This is a genomic window from Methylobacterium sp. AC315 (genome assembly GCF_979253755.1).
Genome location: NZ_CEEDEA010000005.1, coordinates 94,973 through 121,555, shown reverse-complemented (window position 1 = coordinate 121,555; position 26,583 = coordinate 94,973). Strand labels below are relative to the sequence as shown.

The 26,583-nt window shown below is 69.2% G+C and carries 28 protein-coding genes and 1 pseudogene; 19 read left to right on the top strand and 10 right to left on the bottom strand.

The genetic code is table 11. From position 1 onward, the window contains the following. The first annotated feature begins 19 nt into the window (after positions 1-19). The 7 genes from hisH to dprA are packed head-to-tail and all read left to right on the top strand — an operon-like array spanning position 20 to position 5,927. Positions 20-679, top strand: a complete 660-nt coding sequence (gene hisH, locus AC0IY0_RS10700; RefSeq protein WP_471763767.1) for an imidazole glycerol phosphate synthase subunit HisH — start codon at positions 20-22, stop codon at positions 677-679. A gap of 37 nt (positions 680-716) precedes the next feature. Next, positions 717-1,460, top strand: coding sequence for a 1-(5-phosphoribosyl)-5-[(5-phosphoribosylamino)methylideneamino]imidazole-4-carboxamide isomerase (gene hisA, locus AC0IY0_RS10695; protein ID WP_147906560.1), 744 nt, complete (start codon positions 717-719; stop codon positions 1,458-1,460). 40 nt (positions 1,461-1,500) lie between these two features. After that, positions 1,501-1,959: a DUF29 domain-containing protein gene (locus tag AC0IY0_RS10690; RefSeq protein ID WP_471763766.1), complete on the top strand. Its 459-nt coding sequence runs from the start codon at positions 1,501-1,503 to the stop codon at positions 1,957-1,959. A gap of 18 nt (positions 1,960-1,977) precedes the next feature. Then, on the top strand, positions 1,978-2,781 hold the full coding sequence (gene hisF, locus AC0IY0_RS10685) for an imidazole glycerol phosphate synthase subunit HisF (protein ID WP_471763765.1): 804 nt from the start codon (positions 1,978-1,980) through the stop codon (positions 2,779-2,781). Then, positions 2,778-4,082, top strand: a complete 1,305-nt coding sequence (locus tag AC0IY0_RS10680; RefSeq protein ID WP_147906563.1) for a dihydroorotase — start codon at positions 2,778-2,780, stop codon at positions 4,080-4,082. The genes hisF and AC0IY0_RS10680 overlap by 4 nt, the downstream gene beginning before the upstream one ends. Continuing rightward, a complete protein-coding gene (gene plsY, locus AC0IY0_RS10675) occupies positions 4,079-4,684 on the top strand; it encodes a glycerol-3-phosphate 1-O-acyltransferase PlsY (protein ID WP_147906564.1) in 606 nt (201 codons plus the stop codon). Before AC0IY0_RS10680 ends, plsY begins: the two co-directional genes overlap by 4 nt. Positions 4,685-4,724: 40 nt before the next feature. Next, entirely contained in the window at positions 4,725-5,927 is a 1,203-nt protein-coding gene (dprA, locus tag AC0IY0_RS10670; RefSeq protein ID WP_471763764.1) for a DNA-processing protein DprA, read from the top strand. On the opposite strand, the gene ruvX is transcribed toward dprA, so the two are convergent. Beyond that, complete coding sequence (gene ruvX, locus AC0IY0_RS10665) at positions 5,917-6,411, bottom strand: Holliday junction resolvase RuvX (protein ID WP_147906566.1); 495 nt, start codon at positions 6,409-6,411, stop codon at positions 5,917-5,919. The genes dprA and ruvX overlap by 11 nt on opposite strands. Before the next feature lie 103 nt (positions 6,412-6,514). Continuing rightward, positions 6,515-7,081: an SMI1/KNR4 family protein gene (locus tag AC0IY0_RS10660; RefSeq protein ID WP_471763763.1), complete on the bottom strand. Its 567-nt coding sequence runs from the start codon at positions 7,079-7,081 to the stop codon at positions 6,515-6,517. 117 nt (positions 7,082-7,198) lie between these two features. Between AC0IY0_RS10660 and AC0IY0_RS10655 the strand changes: the two genes are divergently transcribed. From AC0IY0_RS10655 to gatB, 5 genes are all read left to right on the top strand, one after another. Next, positions 7,199-7,393 carry a hypothetical protein gene (locus tag AC0IY0_RS10655; protein ID WP_147906568.1) on the top strand — a complete coding sequence of 65 codons (195 nt, stop codon included), beginning with the start codon at positions 7,199-7,201 and terminating at the stop codon, positions 7,391-7,393. 229 nt (positions 7,394-7,622) lie between these two features. Next, positions 7,623-7,910 (top strand): Asp-tRNA(Asn)/Glu-tRNA(Gln) amidotransferase subunit GatC, encoded by a 288-nt coding sequence (gene gatC / locus AC0IY0_RS10650; RefSeq protein WP_147906569.1) that lies wholly within the window; start codon positions 7,623-7,625, stop codon positions 7,908-7,910. Between the two features lie 40 nt (positions 7,911-7,950). Next, positions 7,951-9,462, top strand: coding sequence for an Asp-tRNA(Asn)/Glu-tRNA(Gln) amidotransferase subunit GatA (gene gatA, locus AC0IY0_RS10645; RefSeq protein WP_471763762.1), 1,512 nt, complete (start codon positions 7,951-7,953; stop codon positions 9,460-9,462). After that, on the top strand, positions 9,459-9,758 hold the full coding sequence (locus AC0IY0_RS10640) for a hypothetical protein (protein ID WP_147906571.1): 300 nt from the start codon (positions 9,459-9,461) through the stop codon (positions 9,756-9,758). Before gatA ends, AC0IY0_RS10640 begins: the two co-directional genes overlap by 4 nt. A 210-nt stretch (positions 9,759-9,968) precedes the next feature. Further along, a complete protein-coding gene (gatB, locus tag AC0IY0_RS10635; protein ID WP_471763761.1) occupies positions 9,969-11,441 on the top strand; it encodes an Asp-tRNA(Asn)/Glu-tRNA(Gln) amidotransferase subunit GatB in 1,473 nt (490 codons plus the stop codon). Positions 11,442-12,107: 666 nt separating this feature from the next. On the opposite strand, the pseudogene AC0IY0_RS10630 reads toward gatB, so the two are convergent. The 5 genes and pseudogenes from AC0IY0_RS10630 to AC0IY0_RS10610 all read right to left on the bottom strand — a co-directional run. Then, positions 12,108-12,296 (bottom strand): annotated as a pseudogene (locus tag AC0IY0_RS10630) (DUF2380 domain-containing protein); the annotation flags it as partial. Positions 12,297-12,656: 360 nt separating this feature from the next. Continuing rightward, on the bottom strand, positions 12,657-13,712 hold the full coding sequence (locus AC0IY0_RS10625) for an HlyD family secretion protein (protein ID WP_471763760.1): 1,056 nt from the start codon (positions 13,710-13,712) through the stop codon (positions 12,657-12,659). Continuing rightward, positions 13,712-13,906, bottom strand: coding sequence for a DUF1656 domain-containing protein (locus AC0IY0_RS10620; protein WP_147906574.1), 195 nt, complete (start codon positions 13,904-13,906; stop codon positions 13,712-13,714). The genes AC0IY0_RS10625 and AC0IY0_RS10620 overlap by 1 nt, the downstream gene beginning before the upstream one ends. Positions 13,907-13,930: 24 nt before the next feature. Beyond that, positions 13,931-15,967, bottom strand: coding sequence for an FUSC family protein (locus AC0IY0_RS10615; protein ID WP_471763758.1), 2,037 nt, complete (start codon positions 15,965-15,967; stop codon positions 13,931-13,933). A gap of 209 nt (positions 15,968-16,176) precedes the next feature. Continuing rightward, positions 16,177-16,494, bottom strand: coding sequence for a hypothetical protein (locus AC0IY0_RS10610; RefSeq protein ID WP_471763757.1), 318 nt, complete (start codon positions 16,492-16,494; stop codon positions 16,177-16,179). 235 nt (positions 16,495-16,729) lie between these two features. Here AC0IY0_RS10610 and AC0IY0_RS10605 point away from each other — a divergent pair, with 235 nt between their 5' ends. Continuing rightward, positions 16,730-17,365: a glutathione S-transferase family protein gene (locus tag AC0IY0_RS10605; RefSeq protein WP_147906577.1), complete on the top strand. Its 636-nt coding sequence runs from the start codon at positions 16,730-16,732 to the stop codon at positions 17,363-17,365. Positions 17,366-17,368: 3 nt separating this feature from the next. On the opposite strand, the gene AC0IY0_RS10600 is transcribed toward AC0IY0_RS10605, so the two are convergent. After that, positions 17,369-17,833, bottom strand: a complete 465-nt coding sequence (locus AC0IY0_RS10600) for a DUF2147 domain-containing protein (protein WP_147937881.1) — start codon at positions 17,831-17,833, stop codon at positions 17,369-17,371. A gap of 241 nt (positions 17,834-18,074) precedes the next feature. On the opposite strand from AC0IY0_RS10600, the gene AC0IY0_RS10595 reads away from it, so the two are divergent. The 3 genes from AC0IY0_RS10595 (at position 18,075) to AC0IY0_RS10585 (ending at position 20,038) form a co-directional block, all read left to right on the top strand. Continuing rightward, positions 18,075-18,896, top strand: a complete 822-nt coding sequence (locus AC0IY0_RS10595) for a type II toxin-antitoxin system RelE/ParE family toxin (RefSeq protein ID WP_471763756.1) — start codon at positions 18,075-18,077, stop codon at positions 18,894-18,896. 183 nt (positions 18,897-19,079) lie between these two features. Beyond that, a complete protein-coding gene (ndk, locus tag AC0IY0_RS10590) occupies positions 19,080-19,502 on the top strand; it encodes a nucleoside-diphosphate kinase (RefSeq protein ID WP_471763755.1) in 423 nt (140 codons plus the stop codon). 170 nt (positions 19,503-19,672) lie between these two features. After that, positions 19,673-20,038 carry a hypothetical protein gene (locus AC0IY0_RS10585; protein ID WP_147856475.1) on the top strand — a complete coding sequence of 122 codons (366 nt, stop codon included), beginning with the start codon at positions 19,673-19,675 and terminating at the stop codon, positions 20,036-20,038. A 58-nt stretch (positions 20,039-20,096) separates the two neighbouring features. Here AC0IY0_RS10585 and purN read toward each other — a convergent pair whose 3' ends face one another. Both purN and purM read right to left on the bottom strand, forming a co-directional pair. Then, a complete protein-coding gene (gene purN, locus AC0IY0_RS10580; protein WP_471763754.1) occupies positions 20,097-20,747 on the bottom strand; it encodes a phosphoribosylglycinamide formyltransferase in 651 nt (216 codons plus the stop codon). Beyond that, entirely contained in the window at positions 20,747-21,814 is a 1,068-nt protein-coding gene (purM, locus tag AC0IY0_RS10575; RefSeq protein ID WP_147937878.1) for a phosphoribosylformylglycinamidine cyclo-ligase, read from the bottom strand. The genes purN and purM overlap by 1 nt, the downstream gene beginning before the upstream one ends. A 145-nt stretch (positions 21,815-21,959) precedes the next feature. Between purM and AC0IY0_RS10570 the strand changes: the two genes are divergently transcribed. The 3 genes from AC0IY0_RS10570 (at position 21,960) to AC0IY0_RS10560 (ending at position 26,468) form a co-directional block, all read left to right on the top strand. Further along, positions 21,960-23,090, top strand: a complete 1,131-nt coding sequence (locus tag AC0IY0_RS10570) for an AI-2E family transporter (RefSeq protein WP_419830412.1) — start codon at positions 21,960-21,962, stop codon at positions 23,088-23,090. Positions 23,091-23,110: 20 nt separating this feature from the next. Then, the gene (locus AC0IY0_RS10565; RefSeq protein ID WP_471763753.1) at positions 23,111-23,821 is read left to right on the top strand and encodes a P-loop NTPase family protein; all 711 of its coding nucleotides are present in this window, start codon (positions 23,111-23,113) and stop codon (positions 23,819-23,821) included. Positions 23,822-24,194: 373 nt separating this feature from the next. Next, a complete protein-coding gene (locus AC0IY0_RS10560; protein ID WP_471763890.1) occupies positions 24,195-26,468 on the top strand; it encodes an RNA degradosome polyphosphate kinase in 2,274 nt (757 codons plus the stop codon). Positions 26,469-26,583: the final 115 nt, after the last annotated feature.

Sequence of the window (26,583 nt, the reverse complement as noted above, 5' to 3'; positions counted from 1 at the left end):
GTGTCACGTCGAGACCCGCATGAGTACCGAGACGGTCGCGATCATCGATTACGGGTCGGGCAACCTCCATTCGGCCGCCAAGGCGTTCGAGCGCGCTGCGCGCGAGAGTGGGCGCGACGCCCGGATCCGCCTGACCTCCGACCCGGCCGTGGTGGCAGCCGCCGACCGCGTCGTCCTGCCGGGCGTCGGCGCCTACGCGGATTGCCGGCGCGGGCTCGATGCCGTCCCCGGCATGGTCGAGGCAATGACCGAGGTGGCGCAGGTCGCCGGCCGGCCGTTCCTGGGGATCTGCGTCGGCATGCAGTTGCTCGCGACCCGCGGGCTCGAATACGAGACCACGCCGGGTCTCGGCTGGATCCCGGGCGACGTCGCGCCGATCCGCCCGTCCGATCCGGCGCTCAAGATCCCCCATATGGGCTGGAACACCCTGCTGGCGGCTCGCGACCACGCGCTGCTCGCCGGCATCCCCACCGGGGAAGACGGCCTGCACGCCTACTTCGTGCACAGCTTCACGCTCGCCGCCGCGCACCCGGAGGACGTGGTCGCGCAGGCCGAGTACGGTGGGCCGGTCACCGCCATGGTCGCCCGCGGCAACATCGCCGGAACGCAATTCCACCCCGAGAAGAGCCAGCGCCTCGGCCTGGCTCTCATCGCGAACTTTTTGAACTGGCGCCCCTGAGCGGGCTCCGGCTTCGGCCAGAAGGAAACGACCACCCGTGATCCTGTACCCGGCGATCGACCTGAAGGAAGGGCGCTGCGTCCGCCTCATCCAGGGGGATATGGCGCAGGCCAAGATCTTCGGTGACGATCCGGCCGCGCAGGCCGCGACCTTCGAGGACCAGGGCTTTCCCTGGCTGCACGTGGTCGATCTCGACGGCGCCTTCGCGGGCGCGCCGCGCAACGCCGCCGCGGTCGATGCGATCCTGGCCCGGGTCGGCATCCCGGTGCAGCTCGGCGGCGGGATCCGCGAGATGAAGACGCTCGAGGGCTGGCTTGCGAAGGGCGTAGCCCGGGTGATCATCGGCACCGCCGCCGTGCGCGATCCCGCATTCGTCCGGGAGGCGGCGCGCCTGCATCCCGGCAAGATCGCGGTGGGCATCGACGCCAAGGACGGCCGGGTGGCGGTCGAGGGCTGGGCGCAGACCTCCAGCATGACCGCCGAGGAGCTCGGCCGCCGGTTCGAGGATGCCGGCGTCGCGGCGATCATCTACACCGACATCGCCCGCGACGGGATCCTCAAGGGCCTCAACGTCGAGATGACCCTGGCGCTGGCACAGGCCGTGCGGATCCCGGTGATCGCCTCCGGCGGCCTCGCCTCGATCGACGACGTGCACCGCCTGCTCCAGCCCGATTGCGCCCTTATCGCCGGCGCCATCACCGGCCGGGCCCTCTACGACGGCCGCATCGACCCGCAGGCCGCCCTTGCGGCGATCGCGCAGGCACGCGGCCCGGCGGCGTGATAGGTTTGACGATCGACGCCCATCGACCCAAGAAGTTGTCATGGCCCACCGCGCACCAGTCGGAACGGCCTACCAAGACGACTTCTACGCCTGGACGCAGGATCGGCGCGCTCTCCTGCGTGCAGGCGCCGTAACGGGGCTCGACGGGGAGACTCTCGCTCAGGAGATAGAGTGCTTAGGCCGGATTCAATTCGCCGGCTTGATGGGCGCCTTGCGGGGGGTACTCGCGACCGTGCTCACGGTCGACGACGGCTCAAGCGCGCATAGCCGACTCGATGCAATCGATATCGCAAGGCACCGGAACCACGTCTCCGACGAACTTCGTGACAGCCCAAGTCTCAAGAACCGGCTGGGCGATGCTGTCGGGCGGGCTTATCGATGCCCCCGCCTTGAAGCCGCGGACACGACAGGTCTCGCCTTGAGGCACTTCCCAGAAGCCTGCCCCTACACGTATCAGGACATCATGGATCGGCCGTTCGCGATCGATCCCGAAACCTGATCGGACCGCCGAGGGCTCGTGCTCAAGACCCGCATCATCCCCTGCCTCGACGTGAAGGACGGGCGCGTCGTGAAGGGCGTCCGCTTCGAGGGCCTGCGCGACGCCGGCGACCCGGTGGAGGCGGCCAAGGTCTACGACGCGGCCGGTGCCGACGAGCTGTGCTTCCTCGACATCACCGCCAGCCGCGAGGCCCGCGGGACGCTGCTCGACATCGTCAGCCGGACCGCCGAGGCCTGCTTCATGCCCCTCACGGTCGGCGGCGGCGTCCGCGCGGTCGAAGACGTGCGCGGGCTGCTCCTGGCCGGTGCCGACAAGGTCGCGATCAACACCGCCGCCGTGAAGGACCCGGACCTCGTCGCCCGCGCGGCTGAGAAATTCGGTGCGCAGTGCATCGTGGTGGCGATCGACGCCAAGCGGGTCTCCGGCCCCGGCGAAGCCGCCCGCTGGGAGATCTTCACCCATGGCGGCCGCGATCCGACCGGCATCGACGCGGTGGCGTTCGCCCGCCTCGTCGCCGGGAAGGGCGCAGGCGAGCTGCTGGTCACTTCGATGGACAAGGACGGCACGCGCTCCGGCTACGACCTCGCGCTGACGCGGGCGATCAGCGACTCCGTGACCGTCCCGGTGATCGCCTCGGGCGGGGTCGGCGGTCTGGACGACCTCGTGGCCGGCGTGGCCCAGGGCGGCGCCAGCGCCGTGCTGGCCGCCTCGATCTTCCATTTCGGGCAGGCCAGCGTGGCCGAGGCCAAGGCCCATATGGCGGCGGCCGGCCTCGCCATGCGTCTCGACGGCCCGGCATCCTCAGCGAGAGCGCCCCTGTGAGCAGCATTCTTCTGGCCAACGCGACCCTCCTCGACCCGGCGACGGGCCACGAGACGCGGGGGGCCGTTCTGGTGCGCGACGGCCGGATCGCCGACATCGCCGAGGGGGCCGCCCCCGGAGTTCCGGCGGAGGCCACGCGGATCGATTGCCGTGGGCGTGTTCTCACCCCGGGCCTGATCGACATGCGTGCCTTCGTGGGCGAGCCCGGGGCCGAACACCGCGAGACCCTGGCTTCGGCCAGCGCCGCCGCGGCGGCGGGCGGCGTCACCACCCTGGTCTGCATGCCCGACACCAACCCGGTGATCGATGGCCCGGCGATCGTGGACTTCGTGCTCCGCCGCGCCCGTGACACCGCGTGCGTCAACGTCCTGCCCGCGGCCGCGATCACCAAGGGCCTGGCCGGCAAGGAGATGACCGAGTTCGGCCTGCTCCAGGAAGCGGGCGCGGTGGCATTCACCGATGGCCTGCATGCGGTCGGCAACGCCCAGGTGATGCGTCGTGCGCTGACCTACGCCCGGGATTTCGATGCCCTCCTCATGCAGCATGTCGAGGATGCCGACCTGGTCGCCGAGGGCGTCATGAACGAGGGCGAACTCGCCTCGCGCCTTGGGCTGATGGGCATCCCCCGGGAGGCTGAAACGGTGATGCTGGAGCGCGACATCCGCCTCGTCCGGCTGACCGGCGCCCGCTACCACGCGGCCATGATCTCGACCGCCGATTCGGTCGAGATCGTGCGCCGGGCCAAGCAGGACGGGCTGCCGGTGACCTGCGGGGTCTCGGTCAACAACCTCGTTCTGAACGAGAACGACATCGGCCATTACCGCACCTTCTGCCGGCTCTCGCCGCCGCTCCGCGACGAGGCCGACCGGCACGCCATGGTGCAGGCCCTGAACGAGGGCGTGATCGACGTCGTCGTCTCCGATCACAACCCGCAGGATGTGGAGACCAAGCGCCTGCCCTTCGCGGAGGCGGCCGACGGGGCGCTGGGGATCGAGACCCTGCTCGGCGCGTCCCTGCGGCTGGTCCATACCGGCGACCTCGCGCTCGCCAAGCTCGTGGCGGCGCTCACCGTCAACCCGGCCCGGATCCTCGGCCGCGAGGCCGGCCGGCTGGCGGTCGGTGCGCCCGCCGACCTCGTGCTGATCGACCCCGATCTGCCCTACGTGCTCGACAAGCGGCGGCTCAAGTCGCGCTCGAAGAACTCGCCGTTCGATGAGGCGCGCCTCCAGGGCGCCGCGGTGCTGACGCTGGTCGGAGGCCGGACGGTACACGCCCTCGACGATCTGGCGGCGGCGGCATGATTTTCCCGGACCTCGCGACGCCGGCCGTCCTCGGCGGCCTGGCCCTGGGTTATGCCCTGGGGGCGATCCCGTTCGGGCTGATCCTGACGCGCTTCGCCGGCCTCGGCGACGTCCGGGCGATCGGTTCGGGCAATATCGGCGCGACCAACGTGCTGCGCACCGGCCGGAAGGGTCTCGCCGCCGCGACCCTGCTGGGCGATGCCCTGAAAGGAACCGCCGCGGTGCTGATCGCCCGGCAGTTCGGCGAGGGACCGGCGCTCGCCGCCGGGCTCGGAGCCTTCCTGGGCCATCTCTTTCCGGTCTGGCTCGGCTTCAAGGGCGGCAAGGGGGTGGCGACCTTCATCGGCGTGCTGCTGGCCTTCAGCCCGCCGGCTCTGGCGGCCTTCGCGGCGATCTGGCTCGGCCTGGCCTTTGCGCTGAAATACTCGTCGCTGGCGGCCCTGGCCGCCTCCGCGGCGACGCCGCTCGTGCTGTGGGCGCTCGGCGCGCCGACGCAAGCTGTGCTGTTCCTGCTGCTCGGCCTGCTGCTATGGTGGAAGCACGCACCCAACATCCGCCGACTCGCGGCCGGCTCAGAGGGGCGTATCGGCCAGAAGGGCTGAGCCGTCACGGGCGACGGCGTGATCCCGAGGAGGGGGCGCCATGCAGCTCAGCGACGCCCAGCGCCTCGACTGGCTGCGGCTGATCCGGACCGAGGGCGTAGGCCCCCGCAGCTTCCGCTCGCTGATCAATCGGTTCGGCGGCGCCGCCGCAGCCCTCGAAGCCCTGCCTTCGCTGACCGGGCGGCAGGGGAAACGCATCGAGCCGCCGAGCCGGCTGCAGGCCGAGGACGAGGTCGCCGCGCTGGCACGCCTCGGGGGTCGGCTGCTCGCCACCGGTGAACCGGACTTTCCGCGCCTGCTTCAGGTTACCGACGCGGCCCCGCCGCTCATCGCGCTGCGTGGCGACCCCAGGATCCTGGCGCGGCCCGCCATCGCCATCGTGGGGTCGCGCAATGCCTCGACCGCGGGGCTCGCCTTCACGGAGCGGCTGGCCCGGGGCCTCGGCGAATCCGGTCTCGCAGTGGTCTCGGGGCTCGCCCGGGGGATCGACGCCCGCGCCCACAAGGCCAGCCTGCACACCGGCACCGTCGCAGTGATGGCCGGCGGGCAGGACCGGATCTACCCCGCCAGCCACGCGGCCCTGGTCGACGCGATCCTGGGGGAGGGCGGTGCGGTGCTGGCCGAGATGCCGATCGGCTGGGACGCGCGCGGCCGGGACTTCCCGCGCCGCAACCGCATCATCTCGGGCTTGGCCTACGGCACGATCGTGGTGGAGGCGGCGCGCCGCTCCGGCTCGCTGATCACGGCGCGCTACGCCCTGGAGCAGAACCGCGAAGTGTTCGCCGTCCCGGGCTCCCCGCTCGACCAGCGGGCGGAGGGCACCAACGACCTGATCCGCCAGGGCGCGACCCTGGTGGCCGACATCGACCACGTCCTCGCCGTGATCGGCCCGATCATCGATCGCGGCCCAGATCCCGATGCAGCCCCCGCACGGGACCGGCCGGACTTCGCCGAGCAACCGGATTTCTGGGACGAGATCGATCTGGATCGGCGGGCGGACCTGCTCAACGACAGCACCAGGATGGCCGCCGGTCCCGACGCGCCGGCGGTCGAACCGGAGGAGCCTACAGACGACCGCCAGAGAATCATCGCCCTGCTGGGGCCGTGCCCGATTGGGACCGACGAGCTCGCGCGCAGCGCCGGGGTCGGCGCCCGGGTGGTGCAGACGGTGCTGCTGGAGCTGGAGCTCGACGGCCGGATCGAGCGGCACGGCAGCGGTGCGGTCTCGCTCCTCAGTCGTTGAGTGCGTCTGCGTCGGAATCCGCGAGGTTGCGCATCACGTCGAGGCAGCCCTGCAGGATGTAGGCGGCGGCGAGCTTGTCCACGAGCTGGCCGCGCCGGGCCCGGGAGGCATCCGCCTCGATCAACGCCCGGGTCACCACGGCCGTGGACAGGCGTTCGTCGAAGAAGACGTGCGGGATGTCGATGATCGGCCTGAGGTTGCGGATGAACGCGCGGGTCGATTGCACCCGCGGCCCCTCGCTGCCGTCCATGTTCAGGGGCAGCCCCATCACCAGGCCGCCGACCGCGTGCTGCCGGCACAAGGCGGCCAGGCGCTGCGCGTCCGGGGTGAACTTCACCCGGCGGATCGTCTCGAGCGGGCTCGCGATCTGGCGGCCGAGATCCGACAGGGCGAGCCCGATCGTCTTGGTCCCGAGATCGACGCCGATCAGGCGCGCGCCACCGCGCGATGCGGCCGCGAAGGTGCGGATCTCGTCGAAGTTCATAGCTCCGCCTGATGCATCGTCCCGAACGGTGGTCGCCGGCTTTCGGGACGATGCCGCATAAAAACTGAGAGCATCATTCAGGATTCCGACCCTGGGCGATGCTCTAAGCGACCCCGGCGCCCCGCGCCAGCGTGGCCTCCGAGATCCCCTCGAACCCGGCGGGGAGCGACGCCGACCCGGGGCCCAGGACCAGGGCGGCGGAGGGTCCGGTCACCCGGGTGAAGAAGTCGGCCAGGCTCTCGCCGCCGAACCGCACCGTCTCGAGGTCGGGCGCGAGCAGCCAGATGTCGTATTCCTCTCCGGTGCCGGAGACGTCCCAGAACAGGAAGCTGCCGTCCTCGCCGGCGCCGAAGAAGCACGCGCGCTCGATCACCGCCGGGTCGCCGTCCTCGACATCGAAGCGGTGCGGTTCCCCGCCATCCTCCAGCATCGCCACGGCGTTGCCGACGCTGATGGCGATCACCCCGGCCTGGGTGGCCAGATCGCTGGCCTCGTACGGCGACGGAACGGCGATCCGGAACTGCCCGCCCGCCAGGCCGATGCCGCAGGTCTCGCAGAAGCTGCGGTAGGAGGCGGGCAGGGGGAAGCCCAGCTCCGCCGCGGCGCGGTCGAGGTCGGCCCCCTGCGCCGTGAACCCCGCCGCCAGGCTCGTGAACACAGACTCCCACATCACAGCCACTCCACCGTCCACAGCGTTAACGCTCTCCGTAGATCGACCCGGATGCGCCCGGAGCCGTTCGCGAATAGGTAGGTTAAGACCTCGTTAATCCACACTCCGGGTATCGCCATGACGACGATCGGCCAGCCCTGCACTCCGGCCCAGCCCAGCCGCAAACGATCCGTGACCCGCAAGCACTGCTGGATGTTGGTCCTGGCCTTCGAAGTCCTGGTCTTCGGCGCCTCGCAATCGGTCTTCCGGCCCGTGCGCCCGGCCGGCATCACCATCGAGATGTCGGTCACGCCGAACCACGTGGTGACCTAGCGCATCGCGCCGGGCAGCGGAACCGGCACGATGCGCTAGATCGTTGGTCCGCATCGTCTTTTTCCGAAATCCAGCCGCTACCGTCCGGAAAGAGGCGTTCGGCGCGCCCCTCGCCCGCCGTCGTGAGGGGCGGGCCGGCTCCAACGCCCGCGTTGCGGCGCGTCGAACCGCAGTGCTATAGCGCGGCCGGCGCCGGGGATGCCTCCCGGGCAGGGACGAACGGGACGGCATGTCGGTCGACGAGAAGACGGTTCGGCGCATCGCGCATCTGGCGCGGATCGCGGTCACCGACGACGAGGTCGGTCCGCTGCAGGGTGAGCTGAACGCCATCCTGGCCTTCGTCGAGCAGCTCGGCGCCATCGACGTGAGCGGCGTCGAGCCGATGACCTCGGTCACCCCGATGGCGATGAAGAAGCGCGAGGACGTGGTCACCGAGGGTGGCCGCGCCGCGGACGTGGTCGCCAACGCCCCCGAGACCGAAGACAATTACTTCCTGGTTCCGAAGGTCGTCGAGTAGGCTGCATCCAGCCTTCGGCGAAGCAAACATTCTGGCGGGCATGCGCGCCGTGGCGCGCGAGGACGGGAACAGCGTGGATCCGAACGAACTCACCCTGGCCGAGGCGCGCGACGCCCTCAAGGCGAAGCGGATCTCGGCCCGCGAGCTGACCCAGGCCCATCTCGACGCGATGGCCAAGGCCCGCGCCCTGAACGCCTACATCCTGGAGACGCCGGACCGCGCCCTCGCGATGGCGGATGCCGCGGACCAGAAGATCGCGGCCGGTGCGGCGCGCCCGCTCGAGGGCATCCCGCTCGGGATCAAGGACCTGTTCTGCACCGAGGGCGTCACCACGACCGCGGGCTCCAAGATCCTCGAAACCTTCGTGCCGCACTACGAATCGGCCGTTTCGGCAAACCTCTGGCGCGACGGCGCCGTGATGCTGGGCAAGCTGAACCTCGACGAATTCGCCATGGGCTCGTCCAACGAGACCAGCGCCTATGGCAACGTGGTTTCGCCTTGGCGGCGCAAGGGCTCCGAGGCGCAGCTGGTGCCGGGCGGGTCCTCCGGCGGTTCGGCCGCCGCCGTGGCGGCGCGGCTGTGCCTGGGCGCCACCGCTACCGATACCGGCGGCTCGATCCGCCAGCCCGCCGCCTTCACGGGCACGGTCGGGATCAAGCCGACCTACGGCCGCTGCTCGCGCTGGGGTACGGTGGCCTTCGCGTCCTCCCTCGACCAGGCCGGCCCGATCGCGCGCACGGTGCGGGACTGCGCGATCCTGCTCGGCTCGATGGCCGGTCCGGATGCGCGCGACACCACCTGCGTCGACCTCCCGGTGCCGGACTTCGAGGCCGCGGTCAGCCGCGGCGTGAAGGGCCTGACCATCGGCATCCCCAAGGAGTACCGGGTCGACGGCATGCCGCCCGAGATCCAGAAGCTCTGGGACGACGGCGCAGCCTGGCTGAAGGATGCCGGCGCGACGATCAGGGAGATTTCCCTGCCGCACACCTCCTCGGCGCTGCCGGCCTACTACATCGTCGCCCCGGCCGAGGCGTCCTCGAACCTCGCGCGCTACGACGGCGTCCGCTACGGCCTGCGCGTACCCGGCAAGGACATCGCCGGGATGTACGAGAACACCCGCGCCGCCGGCTTCGGCCGCGAGGTCAAGCGCCGGATCATGATCGGCACCTACGTGCTCTCGGCCGGCTACTACGATGCCTATTACGTCCGCGCCCAGAAGATCCGCACCCTGATCAAGCGCGACTTCGAGGAGGCTTACGCGGCCGGGATCGACGCGATCCTGACCCCGGCAACGCCGTCCTCGGCCTTCGGGATCGGCGAGAAGGCGTCGGCCGACCCGGTGGAGATGTACCTCAACGACGTGTTCACCGTGACGGTGAACATGGCGGGGCTGCCAGGCATCGCCGTCCCGGCCGGCATCGACGGCCAGGGCCTGCCCCTCGGCCTTCAGCTGATCGGCCGTCCCTTCGACGAGGAGACGCTGTTCGCGGTCGCCCAGGTGATCGAGCAAGCCGCCGGCCGGACGACCCTGCCCGAGCCTTGGTGGGCATGACAGTCCCCTTCTATCCCTGGACGGTCTGGATATGGGCCGCGTTCGATCCGGCGCTGATCGTGGTGGCGGTCTATCTCGGCTGGACCGCCAGCCAGTTCGGCAAGGTCTTCATTGCGGCGATCGCGGCGCTCGGATTCTCGGTCCTGTTCTCCTGGGCGGTGAGCGCGGCCGGGATCCCGTGGCCGGCGCCGATCACCCATGACGGGCCGACCTTCTTCCCGGTACGGACGATCGCCGCCCTGCTCTGGGCCATGCTCGCCTATGGCGCCCGGCGGACGATCGCCCGGCGCGCTTGATTCTTCCGCGAAGCGGCCCGTAAGTGCTTCTCGAGAGTAGGACAGCGGCACACCGCGCGATCCCATCCGCGACCGCATCCTGAGGTGACCGCGCACGCGCGCCTACCAAGGGGGCCGCGAACGAGCCCACGAGGCCGCTGCGCAGCACCTCAGGATGCGGTCGTGAATCGGATCGTGCGGAGACCGCATCACATCCTGGCCCGGACCACCATGAACGCACCTGTCGACCCCAAGAAACTGATCAAGGGCGGCCTGCACGACTGGGAGGTGATCGTCGGCATGGAGATCCATGCCCAGGTCTCCAGCCAGGCGAAGCTGTTCTCCGGCGCCTCGACCGAGTTCGGGGCCGAGCCGAACGACCACGTCTCGTTGGTGGATGCCGCGATGCCCGGCATGCTGCCGGTGATCAACGCCGAATGCGTCGCCCAGGCGGTGCGGACCGGTCTCGGCCTGAAGGCGCAGATCAACCTGCGCTCGGTGTTCGACCGGAAGAACTACTTCTACCCGGATCTCCCGCAGGGCTACCAGATCTCGCAGTACAAGGACCCAATCGTCGGCGAGGGCGAGGTGCTGGTCGACATGGCCGACGGCACGTCGATCACGGTCGGCATCGAGCGGCTGCACCTGGAGCAGGATGCCGGCAAGTCGCTGCACGATCAGGATCCGCTGCGCAGCTTCGTCGACCTCAACCGCTCGGGCGTGGCGCTGATGGAGATCGTCTCCCGGCCGGACCTGCGCTCGTCTGAGGAAGCCAAGGCCTACGTGACCAAGCTGCGCACGATCCTGCGCTACCTCGGCACCTGCGACGGCGACATGGAGAAGGGCTCGCTGCGCGCCGACGTGAACGTCTCGGTACGCCGCCCGGGTGAGCCGCTGGGCACGCGCTGCGAGATCAAGAACGTCAACTCGATCCGCTTCATCGGCCAGGCGATCGAGATCGAGGCCCGGCGCCAGATCGCGATCCTGGAAGACGGCGGCAAGATCGACCAGGAGACCCGCCTGTTCGATCCGGGCAAGGGTGAGACCCGCTCGATGCGCTCCAAGGAAGAAGCGCATGATTACCGCTACTTCCCCGATCCCGACCTGCTGCCGCTCGAGTTCGACCAAGCCTACGTCGACGCGCTGGCGTCCGGCCTGCCGGAGTTGCCGGACGCCAAGAAGGCGCGGTTCGTGAAGGATTACGGCCTATCCCCCTACGATGCCGGCGTGCTCGTGGCCGAGCGCGCCTCGGCCGACTATTACGAGGCGGTCGCCAAGGGTCGCGACGGCAAGGCCGCGGCCAACTGGGTGATCAACGAGCTTTTCGGCCGCCTCAACAAGGAGGGGCTCTCGATCGACGCCACGCCGGTCTCGGCCGACCAGCTCGGGGGGATTGTCGACCTGATCGGCGAGGGCGTCATCTCCGGCAAGATCGCCAAGGACCTGTTCGAGATCGTCTGGACCGAGGGCGGCGACCCGCGCGCCGTCGTCGAGAGCCGCGGCATGAAGCAGGTCACCGACACCGGCGCCATCGAGGCGGCGATCGACCAGATCATCGCGGCCAATCCCGACAAGGTCGCCCAGGCCAAGGAAAAGCCGACCCTGCTTGGCTGGTTCGTCGGCCAGACCATGAAGGCCACCGGCGGCAAGGCGAACCCGGCGGCGGTTAACGCCCTGCTGAAGGACAAGCTCGGCATCGCCTGAAGTGAGATCGGCAAAGCGCGCGCCGCTTGGTGATGCGACGTCCGCCTTGCCGGTTCCTGTCACGAGCCAGGGATGTCGGCGCGAGGGGTTCGAGTCCGGTCGGCGCCGTCATCTCAGCCGCGGATACGTCGTCCGGCCATCGCGGGCGGCGTTCATCGCGCCAAGTGGTGTGACCGCCGCGGCGATGCCGGGCGGTGGAGAGCCAATCTGGACCTGATGGGAACCGCGGCGGAAGCGGCGCGATGTGGGGCCTTTCGCGCATTCGAAGACGAGCCATTGCTTGGCCGCTTCTGCGCCCCTAAGGCCGCCTCCGTCCGGTTGTTCGTCTGATGCCGCTGGATTCCGGGCCGAACCTGTCCCGAAGCCGTCTAGGCGGCGTCACGCTGCGGTGGAGTCATCCCTGTCTCCTCCAGCTTCCGGAAGCTGATCTGGACCAACACATCCCCGACGTGCCGGCCATCTCTCCGGTTTGTGTTCACTATCGCTGAACACATCCGAAGATTGCGCCGCCTTCAGATGCCCGTCAACACCCGATTTCCGGCCAGGCTCGATTTTCCAAGAACCCCCCCGCATCCTTCGCAGCGCGGGACAGCCGAATCAAAGACTTACGGGCCGGGGCTCGGCACCGCAAAAGTTTGTCTCGTGCCCGTCTGGATCGACCGCATCTCACTGGCCGGCACCCCTGTCGTCCTCAACCAGAAACCCGATGCCGCGCTCGAAGAACTCGTCCGTGTCGCCGCGCAGGTTGACGCTATAGGCGCTCTCCGGAGCGTTTCCGGAAACCGGCTCGACATAGACATTCAGGTTCAAGATCCGGTTCGAAACCTTCTCGACCTCCCCGGTGATCGCGATGGCGGCGCCGAGCTTGCGGGCGAAGACACCGACGCAGCCGCTGCAGCGGCGTAGGTCTTGCGCTCCAGGCGACCTCGTCTTTCACCGGGTCGGTCGGCGCGACCACGGACAGACCCATCTTCCGGAGCAGGTCGCGCAGTTGGTCGCTGGTGCGTTCGAGCCGCGCCCGGTTGGCCTCGTCGCCCGGCACGGGGGAGAAGTTGGAGATTTGGACGTCGAACACCGCGGCCGTCTCGCGGGCCGCGACGGCTCGGCCCGCCGCACACAGCAGGCCTGCCGCGCTGAATACGGTCCGCAACGAGGGCGCCTCCTGATCGGCGCGCGTTTCGGGCCCTTCAGGACCAACCCTGTCGAGGTCCGGGATCAGGGTCGATCGGCTTCGACCTGCGGGCCGGACGGGCCGGAGATCAGGCCCGAGACCCGGTTGCGCAGGTCCATGAACCATGTCGGCATCGGCGCGCGGCCATCACCCACCACCACGGTCGCGGTCATGCCGGCCACCAGCGGCACGTCGGCGGGCTTGCGGTCGATGCGGACGCGGACCGGGACGCGCTGAGCGAGGCGCACCCAGGTATAGACCGGGTTCACGTCCGGCAGGCCCTGGGTGCTCGCCGCCGCGTTCGCCGTCGAGATACCAAGCGTGATGCTCTCGACCGTCCCCGTGAGATGCGGATCGTAGCCCATCAGCTTCACGTCGGCCGCATCGCCGACATGGATGTTGGCCATCTTGGTCTCCTCGAAATAACCGTCGATCCAGAACGAGTCCGTATCCACGATGCTGATGTTCGAGGTGCCCGTGCGGGCGTAATCACCGACCCGCATCAGCAGGTTGGTGACGCGGCCGTTCACCGTGGATTTCACCTGGGTCCGTTCGAGGTTGACCTTGGCCTGCCGCAGCTGCGCCTGCGCGCTCTCCAGCGCCGCCTCGGCGATCTTGGCGGTGCCGGCGTATTGCTGCTTCTCCTCGACCGACGTCGACACGGTGGTGAGCGCCTGGCGCCGCGCGGATTGCGCATTCTTCACTTGGAGGTCGGCCTCGCGGTTCTTCACCTCGGCATCGGCCGAGGTGACGTTGACCTCGAAATCGATCGGATCGATCACGTAGAGCAGGTCGCCCTTCCGGACGAGCTGGTTGTCCTGCACGCGCAGCGCCACGATCTGCCCGGAGACCTGCGGGGCGACGTTGGCGACCTGCACGCGGACCCGGCCGTCCCGGGTCCACGGCGCCGCCACATAGAACTCCCAGACGAACCAGGCGGCCGCGAAGGCGACGAGCAGGATCACGCCCGTGGCGGCCAGCCGTAGGACCTTCCCGGCGCGGCCCCGTTGCGCGGTGAGGGGCGGCGGATCGGCCGGGCGCGGCGCCTCCTCGCGGTGAGCGGCTCTGGGATCGTCCTCGTCGGCGGTGGTGGCAGGCATCAGATGAACGCGATCAGGAGGGCGAGGACGCAGACGTAGATGCCGGCCTCGGCGAGCGGCGCGTTGGCGACGTAGCGGCTGAACCGGATCCGGGCAAAGACCCAACGCAGGCCGAGGAGGATCACGAAGGCCGCAAGCGCATACGCGACGAACGAGGAGACCAGGACCCCACCGATATGGATATCCTCATACATGTCGGTTTCGCGCCAAACCCTAAGTTAGAACAATGCGATATCGAGGCGCCGCAGGACGCGTCGATGGCGCGCGATGGTTCGGGCCGCGGTCACCAGGTCACTGGCGGCCCGCGCCGTCGTCAACCGCAGAACCCGGTCCTCCTGGGAGGCTGCCCGGATCAGGTCCCGTGCGGCGCTCTCCAGCGCCCTGTCGTCGCCGGTGGCGAGGCCGGCCCTGGCCTGCTGGATCGCGGCCCGCAACGGCTCGACCGACCAGAGCCGCCGCAGCTCCGCATGGGCCCGCGCGGCCGAGGCTTCGAGCCGGGCCAGCGCGAAGGCGTGCGACAGGCTCGCCCGGCGCACCGCCCCGCTGCCTGAACTGTAGCCGGCGAATTGGAACAGCCTGTCCGCGTTGAGGCTCGTGCGGGTGGTCGCGTCCCCGCCTTCGCCGACCAGGGCGTCGGCCAGCGACCGCTGGGCCGAATCGAGGGCGTAGACCCGCTGACGCTCCGGCGTGACCGGCAGGAGCAGGCGGACCACGATCGACAGGACGATGGCGGCGATCACGACCAGAAACGCGTTCAGCAGGAAGCTTTGGGCGTCGTAGCTCTGCGGGTTGGACGGGCCCAGCAGTACGGGGAAGAACACGATCACGATGAAGCCGATTCCGAAAGTCTTCGGATTCAACGACAGGAAGCAGCCGAGGAAGATCACCGGCGCCATCACGATGGCGAGCATCGGGAAGCCCTGGACGCCGTCGAGGAACACGAACCGCGCGATGCCCGCGAACGTCGCCGCCAGCGTCATCCCGATGACCACGCCGTTCGCGAACTTCTTGGGATCGGGCGTTACTGACGAGAGCGCCGCGGTGGACGCCACCTGGACCAGCGCGAAGGATGCCTGCGGGAGCCCGAGAGCCACGAAGGCGGCGGCCGTGATGGCAAAGCCGATCGCCACCCGCAGGGCCCCGCGCAGGGCCACCGGGAAATCCCGGTGCGTCGGCAGCCTGGCGTCGCGCAAGGGCCGATGGCCGTCGGCCACCGCCTGGATCCCGTCCTGCGCGAAGGTGGCCGCGCAGGCGACGTCGAGGGCACGCTGCAGGACCACGACCTCGTCGAGGGGCCTTTTGCCGTCGCGGATCGCGGCGTCCATCAGATCCCGCAGTCGGGCGTCGTCCCGCTGGAGCGTCTCGGGGTCGGGATCCTCGGCGACGCGGCGGCAGATCGCGAGCGCCTCCTCCACCGCAGGGCTCCGCGTGCGCAAGCAGGCGGAGGCCGCAGCGACCGCGCGGACCGCAGCCGCCAGGACGTAGAGCGCCGCGATGCAGCTGCGCGCGCCCGCGGCCCGCCAGGGTCCGTCGTCGAGCTCGCCCGCGATGGCGCTGGCATCGGCCCGCATCGGCGCGATGGTGCGGATCAGCGCGGCGGTCCGCGATGCACCCAGATCGCCGTCCGACAGGGTCTCGCGGGCGTAGGCGCGCGTGTCGTCCCAGGCCTTGCGCAACTGCGGCAGCAGCGTCCGCCAGGTACTCGGCGAGGCAAGGGCGTCGTTGATGAAGGTGATGACGATGATGCCCAGCACGATCACGGCGACGCGGGAGACCGCGGCATCGAAGGTGCCTTGCGGCTCGTCGATCTGGCCGAGGGCGACGATCGCCACCGTGTAGCCCGACAGCATCGCCCCGTAGGCGCGCGTGTCCTGGAGGTACTGCGCGGTGAACACGCACAGCCCGAGCCAGACCGTGAACGAGAGCAGCAGCAGGACCCGGTCCTGGCCGAACAGCGCCATGAACAGGATCGATACGGCGGCGCCGATCAGCGTGCCCAGCAGCCGGTAGACGCCCTTGGAGATCGCCTGCCCGCGCTTCGGCTGCGCGAGGATCGCCACGCAGGTGGCCGCCGACGAGGCGCTGTCGAGTTGGAGCCAGAACGCGGCAGCCAGGGCCAGCATCATGGCGATCCAGATCCGCAGGGCGAACGCCCAGGCCGCGGGCTTGGGCACCCAGGCATCGAGGAAGCCGATCAGTCGGTCGCCGATTGTCGCCTGCCGGGGCGAGCCGGCATGGGCCGAGACCTCAGCCATGCTGTACCGGGTCCGGCGTGCTTGCGCAGGGGCGATACCCATACCGGGAGGAACGCCTGCACGACGGCATAGACCACGCGCACCGATCGGCTGCCGGGTATGCCGCAGACGGCCGGAGTGCCTGCCGATCCGTCATGTCAGCACCGAATTCCACCCACGCTCCCGTTCAAACCAGCAACGAACGAGAGGTGCGGCGGTTCGCGTTGCTGTCAAGCTTTGTCGCCGCCTTTCAGCCGCTTGTTGCAGCTGCTCCAGTATTGCGGCCATTTCGGCCCTTGAGTGGTCTTCTGAGCGTCGGAGAGGGCGCGCCACTGGGCGCCGCACGTCTTCTGCCGTTCGCGAGCCGCGCTCTGCCCGGCGCTCGGCGCCTTCGTGGAGGGCTCCTTGGCGGCCGGCTCCCGGGTGGCCGGCTCCTTGCCCGCGGGGGCCTCGCTCGCGGTCGGAGCCGGCGCCTCCTTCGCCAGAAGCGGCTGGACCAAAAAGAGCGGCGCTATCAGCACCGCAATCCGCACACGACGATCGAACATCGAGACTCCCCCCGGGATCACAATGATTCCAGGGGGCAATCTCGCCGGACGGCCACGCTTCGGACAAGGGCGCGGCAGCTTTCGCCAACAAGACAGCTGCGCGCTCTCGGAAACGTGAGCCCGTCGCAATCGACGCCCTTGAGCGCGGCCGGGAAATCGTCTTCACTGCCGGCAGTGTCCGAGATCGGCGGGGGAACGCCGCGCCGCCGTGTGATCGGTCGAGGAGCAGATCAAGATGGCAGCGGTGTCCGGGCGGCCGATCGACGTCCATACCTGGAGCACGCCGAACGGCTGGAAGATTCCGGTGATGCTCGAGGAGTGCGGGCTGCCGTACCGCGTGGTTCCGGTCAACATCGGCAAGAACGAGCAATTCACGCCCGACTTCCTGGCGATCTCACCGAACAACAAGATCCCGGCCATCGTCGACCCGGACGGGCCGGGCGGGCAGCCGATCACGGTGTTCGAATCGGGAGCAATCCTGCAGTATCTCGGTCGCAAGACCGGCCAGTTCTACCCGACGGACGAGCGCGCCCGGGTGGCCGTGGACGAGTGGCTGTTCTGGCAGGTGGCCGGGTTCGGCCCGATGCTCGGGCAGACGCACCACTTCAAGATCTACGCGTCCGAGAAGGTGCCGTACGCCATCGAGCGCTTCACCGCCGAAGCCAACCGCCTCTACGGGGTGCTGGAGCGCCGGCTCGAGGGTCGGGACTACCTCGCGGGCGACTATTCCATCGCCGACATCGCGACGGTGACCTGGGCCAAGCTCAACTTCAAGCAGGGCGTCGAGATCGCCGCCCTGCCGAACGTGGCGCGCTGGCTGGACTCCGTGCTGGCGAGGCCGGCCGTCCAGCGCGGCCTCGCGGCGATCTAAGCCTCAGTTCTTGTTGGCGGCCTGCTGGTTCACGTCCGGAACCCGCGTCCAGGTCTGCGAGCCGCAGAGCACCTTGAGCATGCAGCCCGAGACGCTGAGCTCGGCCTCGCTCTCGCGCTCCAGGCTGACGGTATAAACCTTGCCCTCTTCGATGTTGTAGAGTTCGCCGGTGAACTTCTCCTCGTCGGGCTTAAGGCCGTCGATGAGCTGCAGGCCGATCACCGGACGGCTGCGCTTTTTCGGATCGGGGTTCTTCACGTCGGTCTTGGCGGCGCCGTTCTCGGCGGTGGGTGCCTTGAGCCAGACCACCTTGCCGCAGACGAGCTTCTGGCCGAGGCCGCAGCGGTCGATGCGGATCTTGGCGCGGCCATCGCCGGTGAGCCACGTGCCGGACGGATCCTTCCCGGTATCGGCGGCGGCGGCCGAGAGTCCGGCGAGCAGGAGGGTGGTGCTGAGGGCGAGGCGCATGGTTCGTCTCCGTATGTTGGGCACCGAAGGCGCCTGAGGGGCGGACGAAATCGGCTTGGGCCGAGTGAGCCGCCGCAATCAGGCGATTTTTCGGCGGTGTTGCGGCAGAGCCACGGCTGAGTTTGTTTCGCCTGTTGGCAAAGCCGCCGCGCGGGCGACACTCAACGCCAGCGCAGGACTCGCTAACGCACGCCCTTGACGATATAACTCATGAGTTATAATCAGGTCGGACGGCACGGCATTGACGTGGGCGGTCGCTTTCGACGTGGATTTTCGCGCGGAGTTCGCCGCGTTCGATGCTGAAGCCCGAAAAACGATCGCGGCTTATGCCTTGGCCCTCGGCAGCGAAGGCCCGCAGCTGGGCCGTCCCATGGCCGACACCCTCAAAAGCTCGAAGCACGCGAACATGAAAGAACTGCGTCCGACCGTGAACAAGGTCGAATGGCGCGTGGCCTACGCATTCGATGTGACGCGCAGGGCGATCGTGCTCGCAGCCGCATCGAAGGGCGGTCGATCTTCGGCGCTTGTCTACAATCAAATGATCGCGACGGCGGATGCGCGTTTCACGCGGCATCAAGCGAAATGGTTTCGTCCCGGACCACACAATCGGCCGCGCATACCCGTTCGCAACGCAGCAGCAGAAGGACGCCGAAGCGATGACGGAGGGCTTCAGATGACAAAGGACGCGCAGCGCGGAACCATCGTACCGCTCACCGACATCCTGGCGGAGTTTTCCCCAGACGATCAGGCGGAGATCCAGGCCCATGCGGACCTGCTTGTCCAGGAGAGCCGAACCTTGGCGCAATTCCGGCGCGACATGGGGATGACGCAGGCAGAACTGGCGCAGGCGCTGGAGACCTCTCAGGCCTACGTGGCCAAGCTTGAACGTAATCCGTCCGCGGACATGCAGGTTTCCACCATCGCCCGCATCGCTTCCGCCCTCGGCGGAAAGGTCAGGATCGTCGTCAGCCTGCCGGGCAGGCCGGATGCGACCTTCGCGATGCCGGCTGCCGGCCCGCGGAAGAAAGCCGCGCGTTCGAGGAAGAGCTCGGCCACCGCCTGAGCTTCGGCTCCCGGATTCGGCGCGACGCCGCAGATCGCCGGCAGAGCCCAGTCCGTGCGCCGCTTGAGGCCCGGTAGGGCGCCCGCTATAAGCCTGCGGCGGAAGCGAAATTTTCGCGCCTGAGATGCGCCCGTCAGCCCGGCGCGCACCCTCCGCCTTTTTCACAGACAGACCGGACACACCATGGCCACCGAGCGCACCTTCTCGATCCTCAAGCCCGACGCCACCCGGCGCAACCTGACCGGCGCCGTGAACGCGGTGATCGAGGAGGCGGGCCTGCGCATCGTCGGCCAGCGCCGCATCCGCCTGACCAAGGAGCAGGCCGAAAAGTTCTATGAGGTCCACAAGGAGCGGCCCTTCTTCGGCGAGCTCGTCAGCTTCATGACCTCCGGCCCGGTGGTCGTGCAGGTGCTCGAGGGCGAGAACGCCGTCGCCAAGTACCGCGAAGTGATGGGCGCCACGAACCCGGCCCAGGCCGCCGAGGGCACGATCCGCAAGCGGTTTGCCGAGTCCGTCGGTGAGAACACCGTGCACGGCTCGGACAGCGCCGAGAACGCCAAGCTCGAGATCGCGCAGTTCTTCAAGGATTCCGATATCGCCGCCTGAAGCGGAGGCCGGGGTGGCGGGTCGGGCACACCGTTCCGCCATCCCGTCGCATTCCCCCCGGCAGCGGGGTGAATGCCGCCCGGTGTGTCCGGTCCGTCATTGACGGAGCGGCGCCCCGCGGCGTCCAACGGCCGAGGTTATTTGACCCTCAGCCCTGGACCGCCAAGACCATGACGATGCGCCGCCTGCCCCTGCTGATCGCGTCCGGCCTGATCGCGATCGGCGCGACCGCCGCCCTCGCGGGCGGATCCCCGGCCCCGTTCCAGCAGTACGAGCCGGATCCGGCGCTGAAGACGGCCACGAAGGCCAGCCTCGAAGGCCGCGTGCGCCACGCCTGCACGGTCGTCCAGGCCCGGCTGACCAGCGCCCCCGAGGCGTCCCTCGAGCGTCCCTGCGGCTGCTACGCCCGTCAGACCCTGCGCAGCCTCGACGAATCCGAGGTCGAGGCCTACCGCACCACGGGCTACTTCAACGATTCCGCACGCGCCAAGGCCCTCTCGGCCCTCGACAGCTGCAAGCTGCAGCGGCCGATCTGACCCTCCCGGGGCGCTGCCCCGGACCCCGCCGAAGGGACCTGTCCCTTCGGAATCCCCGTTACAGGCTGAACAGGACGCCGTCCGGTGCGGTGTCGGCGATGACGACGCGGTCGCCCTCCAGCCGGGCACGTCCCCCGGCCACCAGCGCCAGCACCGCGGGATAGAGCCGCCGCTCCTCGACGATCACCCGATCGGCGAGACTGTCCGGGTCGTCGCCCTGGCGCACCGGGATCGCGGCCTGCGCCACGATCGGCCCGGCATCGAGTTCGGGCACCACGAAGTGAACCGTGCAGCCATGCAGCCGCACGCCGGCTTCGAGCGCCTGGGCGTGCGTGTGGGTCCCCTTGAACAGCGGCAGCAGCGAGGGGTGGATGTTGAGCATCCGCCCGGCCCAGCCGGCCACGAAGTCCGGCGTGAAGATCCGCATGAATCCGGCAAGGCAGACGAGGTCGATGTCGGCGGCCCGGAGCGCGGCGTCGAGGGCGGCATCGAAGCTGGCCCGATCCCGGAAACCGGTGTGGTCGATCGCCCGGGCCGGAATCCCGGACGCCGTCGCCCGCGTAAGGCCGGCGGCATCCGGACGGTTGGACAGGACCAGCACGATCTCGGCCGGGTAGGCCGGATCCTTCGCAGCCTCGATCAGCGCGACCATGTTCGAGCCGCGGCCCGAGATCAGGACCGCGACGCGGGTCTTCCGGGGGGCGGCCATCAGAGCGCGAGGCGTCCGCTGAAGGTCACGGGCTCGGAGCCGCGCGCGGTGATCCGGCCAAGGCGCACCGGCGCCTCGCCGGCCCGGGTCAGGGCCTCGTCGACGTCGTCGACCGCCTCGGCGGCGGCGATCACCACCATGCCGATGCCGCAGTTGAAGGTCCGCAGCATCTCCGCCTCGGCGACACCGCCCTCGCGGGCGAGCCAGCCGAACACCGGGGGCGGGGTGATGGCGTCGAGGTCGATGGCGATGCCGATATCGTCCGGCAGCACCCGAGGCAGGTTGTCGGGGAAGCCGCCGCCGGTGATGTGCGCGAGCGCGCGGATGCCGTCGGTCGCCTCCAGGGCGGACAGCAGGGGCTTCACGTAGATCCGGGTCGGCTCCAGCAGGGCGTCTCCGAGGCTGCGGCTCGCGTCGAACGGGGCCGGCGCGTCCCAGCCCAGGCCGGTCTTGGCGACGATGCGGCGGACGAGCGAGAAGCCGTTGGAATGGACGCCGGAGGAGGGCAGGCCGAGCACCACGTCGCCGGGTCGGATACCGGGCTTCGGCAGCAGCGTGCCGCGCTCGGCAGCGCCCACCGAGAAGCCGGCGAGGTCGTAATCCGAGCCGTCGTAAAGGCCCGGCATCTCGGCGGTTTCGCCGCCGATTAGTGCGCATCCGGCCTGCCGGCAGCCCTCGGCGATACCGCGCACGATGTCGGCGCCGACGCCGGGCACCAGCTTGCCGGTGGCGTAATAATCCAGGAAGAACAGCGGCTCGGCGCCCTGGACCACGAGGTCGTTGACGCACATCGCCACCAGATCGATGCCGATCGTGTCATGGCGACCGGTCTCGATCGCGATCTTGACCTTGGTGCCGACGCCGTCGTTGGCCGCAACCAGGATCGGGTCGCGGAACCCCGCGGCCTTCAGATCGAACAGGCCGCCGAAGCCGCCGATCTCGGCATCCGCCCCCGGCCGCCGCGTCGAGCGCACCAACGGCTTGATCGTCTCGACCATCGCGTTGCCGGCGTCGATATCGACGCCCGCCTCCGCGTAGGTCAGTCCCTGTCCATCCTTGGCGGTCATGCCAGCGTCGTCCCGGTCATCATCGGGTCCGCTCTAGCGGCTTCCAGCGCGCTGCGCGAGTCGGCTGGCGCGTGCCTTGATCGGGACCTGCCCGATCTCCACTCTGCGACAGGGCGTGCTATGCGGCCCGAGGGGGGACGACATCATGCGCGCACGGGCTGTCATCGGGCTGGGGAGCCTCGTCGCCCTCGGCCTCCTGGTCTACCTGCTGCGCGAGGTGATGCTGCCGTTCGTGGCCGGCATCGCGCTGGCGTACCTGCTCGATCCGCTGGCGGACCGCCTGGAGCGCCTGGGCCTCGGCCGCCTCGCCGCGAGCCTGCTGATCCTGGCGCTGTTCGTCGTGGCGCTGATCGTGTCGCTGCTGATCCTGATCCCGCTCACCGCCAACCAGGTCGCGGGCTTGGTGAACGCGCTGCCCGCGATGGTCTCGCGGCTCCAGGGGATCATCGCCGAACGCGCCGGGCCGCTGCTGGAGCGCGTCGGCGGTGACAACGTGCTGACCGAGCTGCAATCCTCCGTCGGCACGCTGGCGAGCCAGGGCGGCGCGTGGCTGCTCGCGTTCCTGAAGTCGATCTGGTCCGGCAGCCAGGCGCTGATCTCGATCGCGTCGCTGCTGGTGGTGACCCCGGTCGTGGCCTTCTACATCCTTGTCGACTGGGATCGGATGATGGCGGCTCTGGACAGCTGGGTGCCCCCCCGGCACCGGGCCACGGTGCGCGACCTCGCACGCCAGATCGACGGCGCGATCACCGGCTTCGTGCGCGGCCAGACCCTGGTCTGCCTGATCCTCGGCAGCTTCTACGCCGTCGGCCTCTGGCTGGTCGGGCTCAATTTCGGGGTTCTGATCGGGCTGATCGCCGGCCTCCTGACCTTCATCCCGTATGTCGGGACGCTCACCGGCTTCATGCTCTCGGTCGGGGTCGCCCTGGTGCAGTTCTGGCCGTCCTCGGACTGGCTGCATCTGGGGCTGACCGTGGGCGTGTTCCTGATCGGCCAGTTCCTCGAGGGCAACGTGATAGCTCCGAAACTGGTGGGCGAGTCGACCGGCCTGCATCCGGTCTGGCTGATGTTCGCGCTGCTCGCCTTCGGAACCCTGTTCGGCTTCGTGGGCCTGCTGCTCGCGGTGCCGGTGGCGGCCTCGCTCGGCGTACTCGTGCGGTTCGCCCTGAAGCGCTATCTTCAAAGCCGCCTCTATCATGCCGAGCAACCGGTGCTGATCGACCTGAACGACGAGGCCGGCCGGACCTTGACCGCCACCAAGACGCGGTCATCCTGAACGATCGATCTGGGCACCCCATGCGCGAGAACGCACCACCCCGGCAGCTGGCCTTCGACCTGCCCCTCGATCCCCGGTACGGCCGCGAGGACTTCCTGGTCGGGCCGGCGAACGAGGCGGCCTACGCGCTGGTCGAAGCCTGGCCGGACTGGCCCGACAGCGTGCTGGTGCTGACCGGCCCCTCGGGCAGCGGCAAGAGCCACCTCGCGGCGATCTGGGCCGAGCGGGCCCATGCCTGGAGGGCCGCAGCCTCCGAAATCGGGGCGGATGCGGTCCAGCACCTCGTCTCGAACGGCGCGCTGGTGATCGAGGATATCGATCGCGCAGACGGGCGCGACGAGGCGGCCCTGTTCCATCTGCTCAACCGCGCCCGCGAGCGGGCGTGTCCGGTCCTGCTGACCAGTGCCTCCGGCATCGACGCCCTGGGCCTCGTGACGCCGGACCTGCGTTCGCGGCTGCGCCTGGCGCCGAGCATCGCCATCGAGGCGCCGGACGACGCGCTGCTGCGCGCCGTCCTGGTCAAGCTGTTCGTCGACCGTCAGCTGGTGGTGGATCTCAGCGTGATCGAGGCATTGGCGCTGCGGATCGACCGCTCCTTGGGACGCGCGCGGGATCTCGTCGCCGAACTGGATCGGGACGCGCTCGGACGCGGCCGGCGGATCAGCCGGCCCCTGGCGCTGGCCGTGCTACGCCGCATGGGGTTCGACGACGAGATCGATCCGGACGCTTAGAAGCGGAAAGCCGTGGCCGTCACGAAAGCGTCGTGAAAGCTACGGGTGTAGAATGGTAGACGCGCCGGCAGCGGCAAGGACAGGAATCGGAATGGAATCGACGCAGAAGCCCATGGACCGCGACGCCGCCGACGAGGCCGCGGAGCCCCGTCGGCCCGACGCGACCGATCCGGCCCCACGCCGCCCCGCCGCAAGGCGCGCGCCGGCCAACCGCACGGCCGCATCGAGCCAACCGGCCGAGGACACGGCCGATGCGAGCGCACCGGCTCCGCGAGCGCGCGCTCCCGGCTCTCGTACGGCCTCGCGGAGCGCGGCCGCCAAAAGCGCGGCCGTCAAGAGCGCTGCGGTGACGAGCGACACCAACCCGAAAGCGATGGCCGCCACGGCACCCGGTGCAACCGCTGAGACGAAGCCTGTACCGATCGATACCGCCGACGAATGGCCCGCCGTCCCGGCGGCACCGGTGGAGCAGCCGGCCGGCGCGGCGCGGGAACCCGTGGTCGAGGCCGGGCGCTCGCTCCGGCATTCCCCCGAGCGGTTCGTGAACCGCGAGCTGTCCTGGCTGCAATTCAACCGCCGGGTGCTGGAGGAGGCCTCCAACCCGAACCATCCGCTTCTGGAGCGCCTGCGCTTCCTATCGATCTCGGCGAACAACCTCGACGAGTTCTTCATGGTCCGCGTGGCCGGCCTGATCGACCAGGTCCGGGCCGGTCTGACGCTCCCGTCCCAGGATGGGCTGACCCCGTCCGAGCAACTGAACCGGATCGGTATCGAGGTGGCGCGGCTCGCCGCCGACCAGCAGGCGCGCTGGCGCCAGCTGCGGGTGGAACTGCAGGACTCCGAGATCGAGATTGTCGAGCCCGCCGCCCTCACCGCCGAGCAGGCCGCCTGGCTGGAGGAATACTTCCTCAACCATGTCTCACCAGTCCTGACGCCGCTCGCGATCGATCCGGCGCACCCGTTCCCGTTCATCCCCAACCTCGGCACCACCATCGCGCTGGCGCTGGTGCGGCCGCGCGACGGCCGGCTGCTGCGGGCCCTGATCCGGGTTCCCGGCGTCATCGATCGGTTCGTTCGCCTGCCCACCAGCCAGAGTGAGACCGCCGCGCGCCTGATCTCGATCGAGCAGGTGATCGGGATGTTCACCGGTCGGCTGTTCCCGGGCTATCTGGTCAAGAGCAGCGGCGCGTTCCGGGTGGTGCGGGATTCGGATCTCGAGATCGAGGAGGAGGCAGAGGACCTCGTCCTGCATTTCGAGACCGCCCTGAAGCAGCGCCGCCGGGGCGTCGTGATCCGCCTCGAGGTCGAATCCGGCATGTCCGAAGACCTCCGCGGTTTCGTCGCCGACGAACTCGAGATTTCAGCGGACGCGATCTTCCTGATCGAGGGCATGCTCGCCCTCAACGAGCTGTCCCAGATCGTCGGGATCGACCGGCCGGACCTGAAATTCAAGCCCTACAACCCGCGCTTTCCCGAGCGGATCCGCGAGAGCGGCGGCGACGTGTTCGCGGCGATCCGCCAGAAGGACTTCATCGTCCACCACCCCTATGAATCCTTCGATTCGGTGGTGCAGTTCCTGGCCCAGGCGGCCCGGGACCCGAACGTCGTGGCGATCAAGCAGACGCTCTATCGCACCTCGTCGAACTCCCCGATTGTCGCGGCGCTCGCGGAGGCCGCCGAACTCGGCAAGTCGGTCACTGCGCTCGTCGAGCTGAAGGCCCGGTTCGACGAGGAGGCCAACATCCGCTGGGCGCGCAACCTGGAGAAGGCTGGCGCGCAGGTGGTGTTCGGCTTCGTCGAGCTGAAGACCCACGCCAAGCTGTCGCTGGTGGTCCGGCGCGAGGGCGACAAGCTCGTGACCTACTGCCATGTCGGCACCGGCAACTATCACCCGATCACGGCGCGCGTTTACACGGACCTGTCGTTCTTCACGGCCGACCCGGCGATCGCCCGGGACGTCTCGCGGATCTTCAACTTCATCACCGGCTACGCCGAGCCCGCCGAACTGGAGCGGATGTCGGTCTCGCCCCTGACGATGAAGAACCGGCTGCTGGAGAACATCGAGGCCGAGGTCGCCCACGCCAAGGCCGGCCGGCCGGCGGCGATCTGGATCAAGTGCAACTCCCTCGTCGACGCGCAGATCATCGACGCGCTGTACGATGCGTCCTCGGCCGGTGTGCAGATCGATTGCGTGGTACGCGGCATCTGCTGCCTGCGGCCGGGCATCCCGGGGCTGTCCGAGACGATCCGGGTCAAGTCGATCGTCGGGCGCTTCCTGGAGCACGGGCGGATCTACGCCTTCGGCAACGGCGTCGGGCTGCCGCACCCGAAGGCGACGATCTACATCTCGTCGGCCGACCTGATGAGCCGCAACCTCGACCGCCGGGTCGAGGCTATGCTGCCGATCACGAACCCGACCGTGCACCAGCAGGTCCTCGACCAGATCATGCTGGCCAACCTCCTGGACAACCGTCAGAGCTGGCGGCTGCTGGCCTCCGGGGGCTGCGAGCGGATCCAGCCGGCGGACGGTGAGGAACCGTTCAACGCGCACAAGTACTTCATGACGAATCCAAGTCTTTCCGGCCGGGGCAAGGCATCGAAGAAGTCGAGTCCCCGCGCTCTGAGCCGTCGGGCTCAGCGCGCCTAAGTGCACCGGCCGATGCGCGGGACGCTCGACAGGTTTCGGGACCATGTTGTGCGGGTCTGCATCCGGAAACTCCGCCCGGCAAAAGGGCCGGGCAGCCGAAACGTTGCTCTGCCGG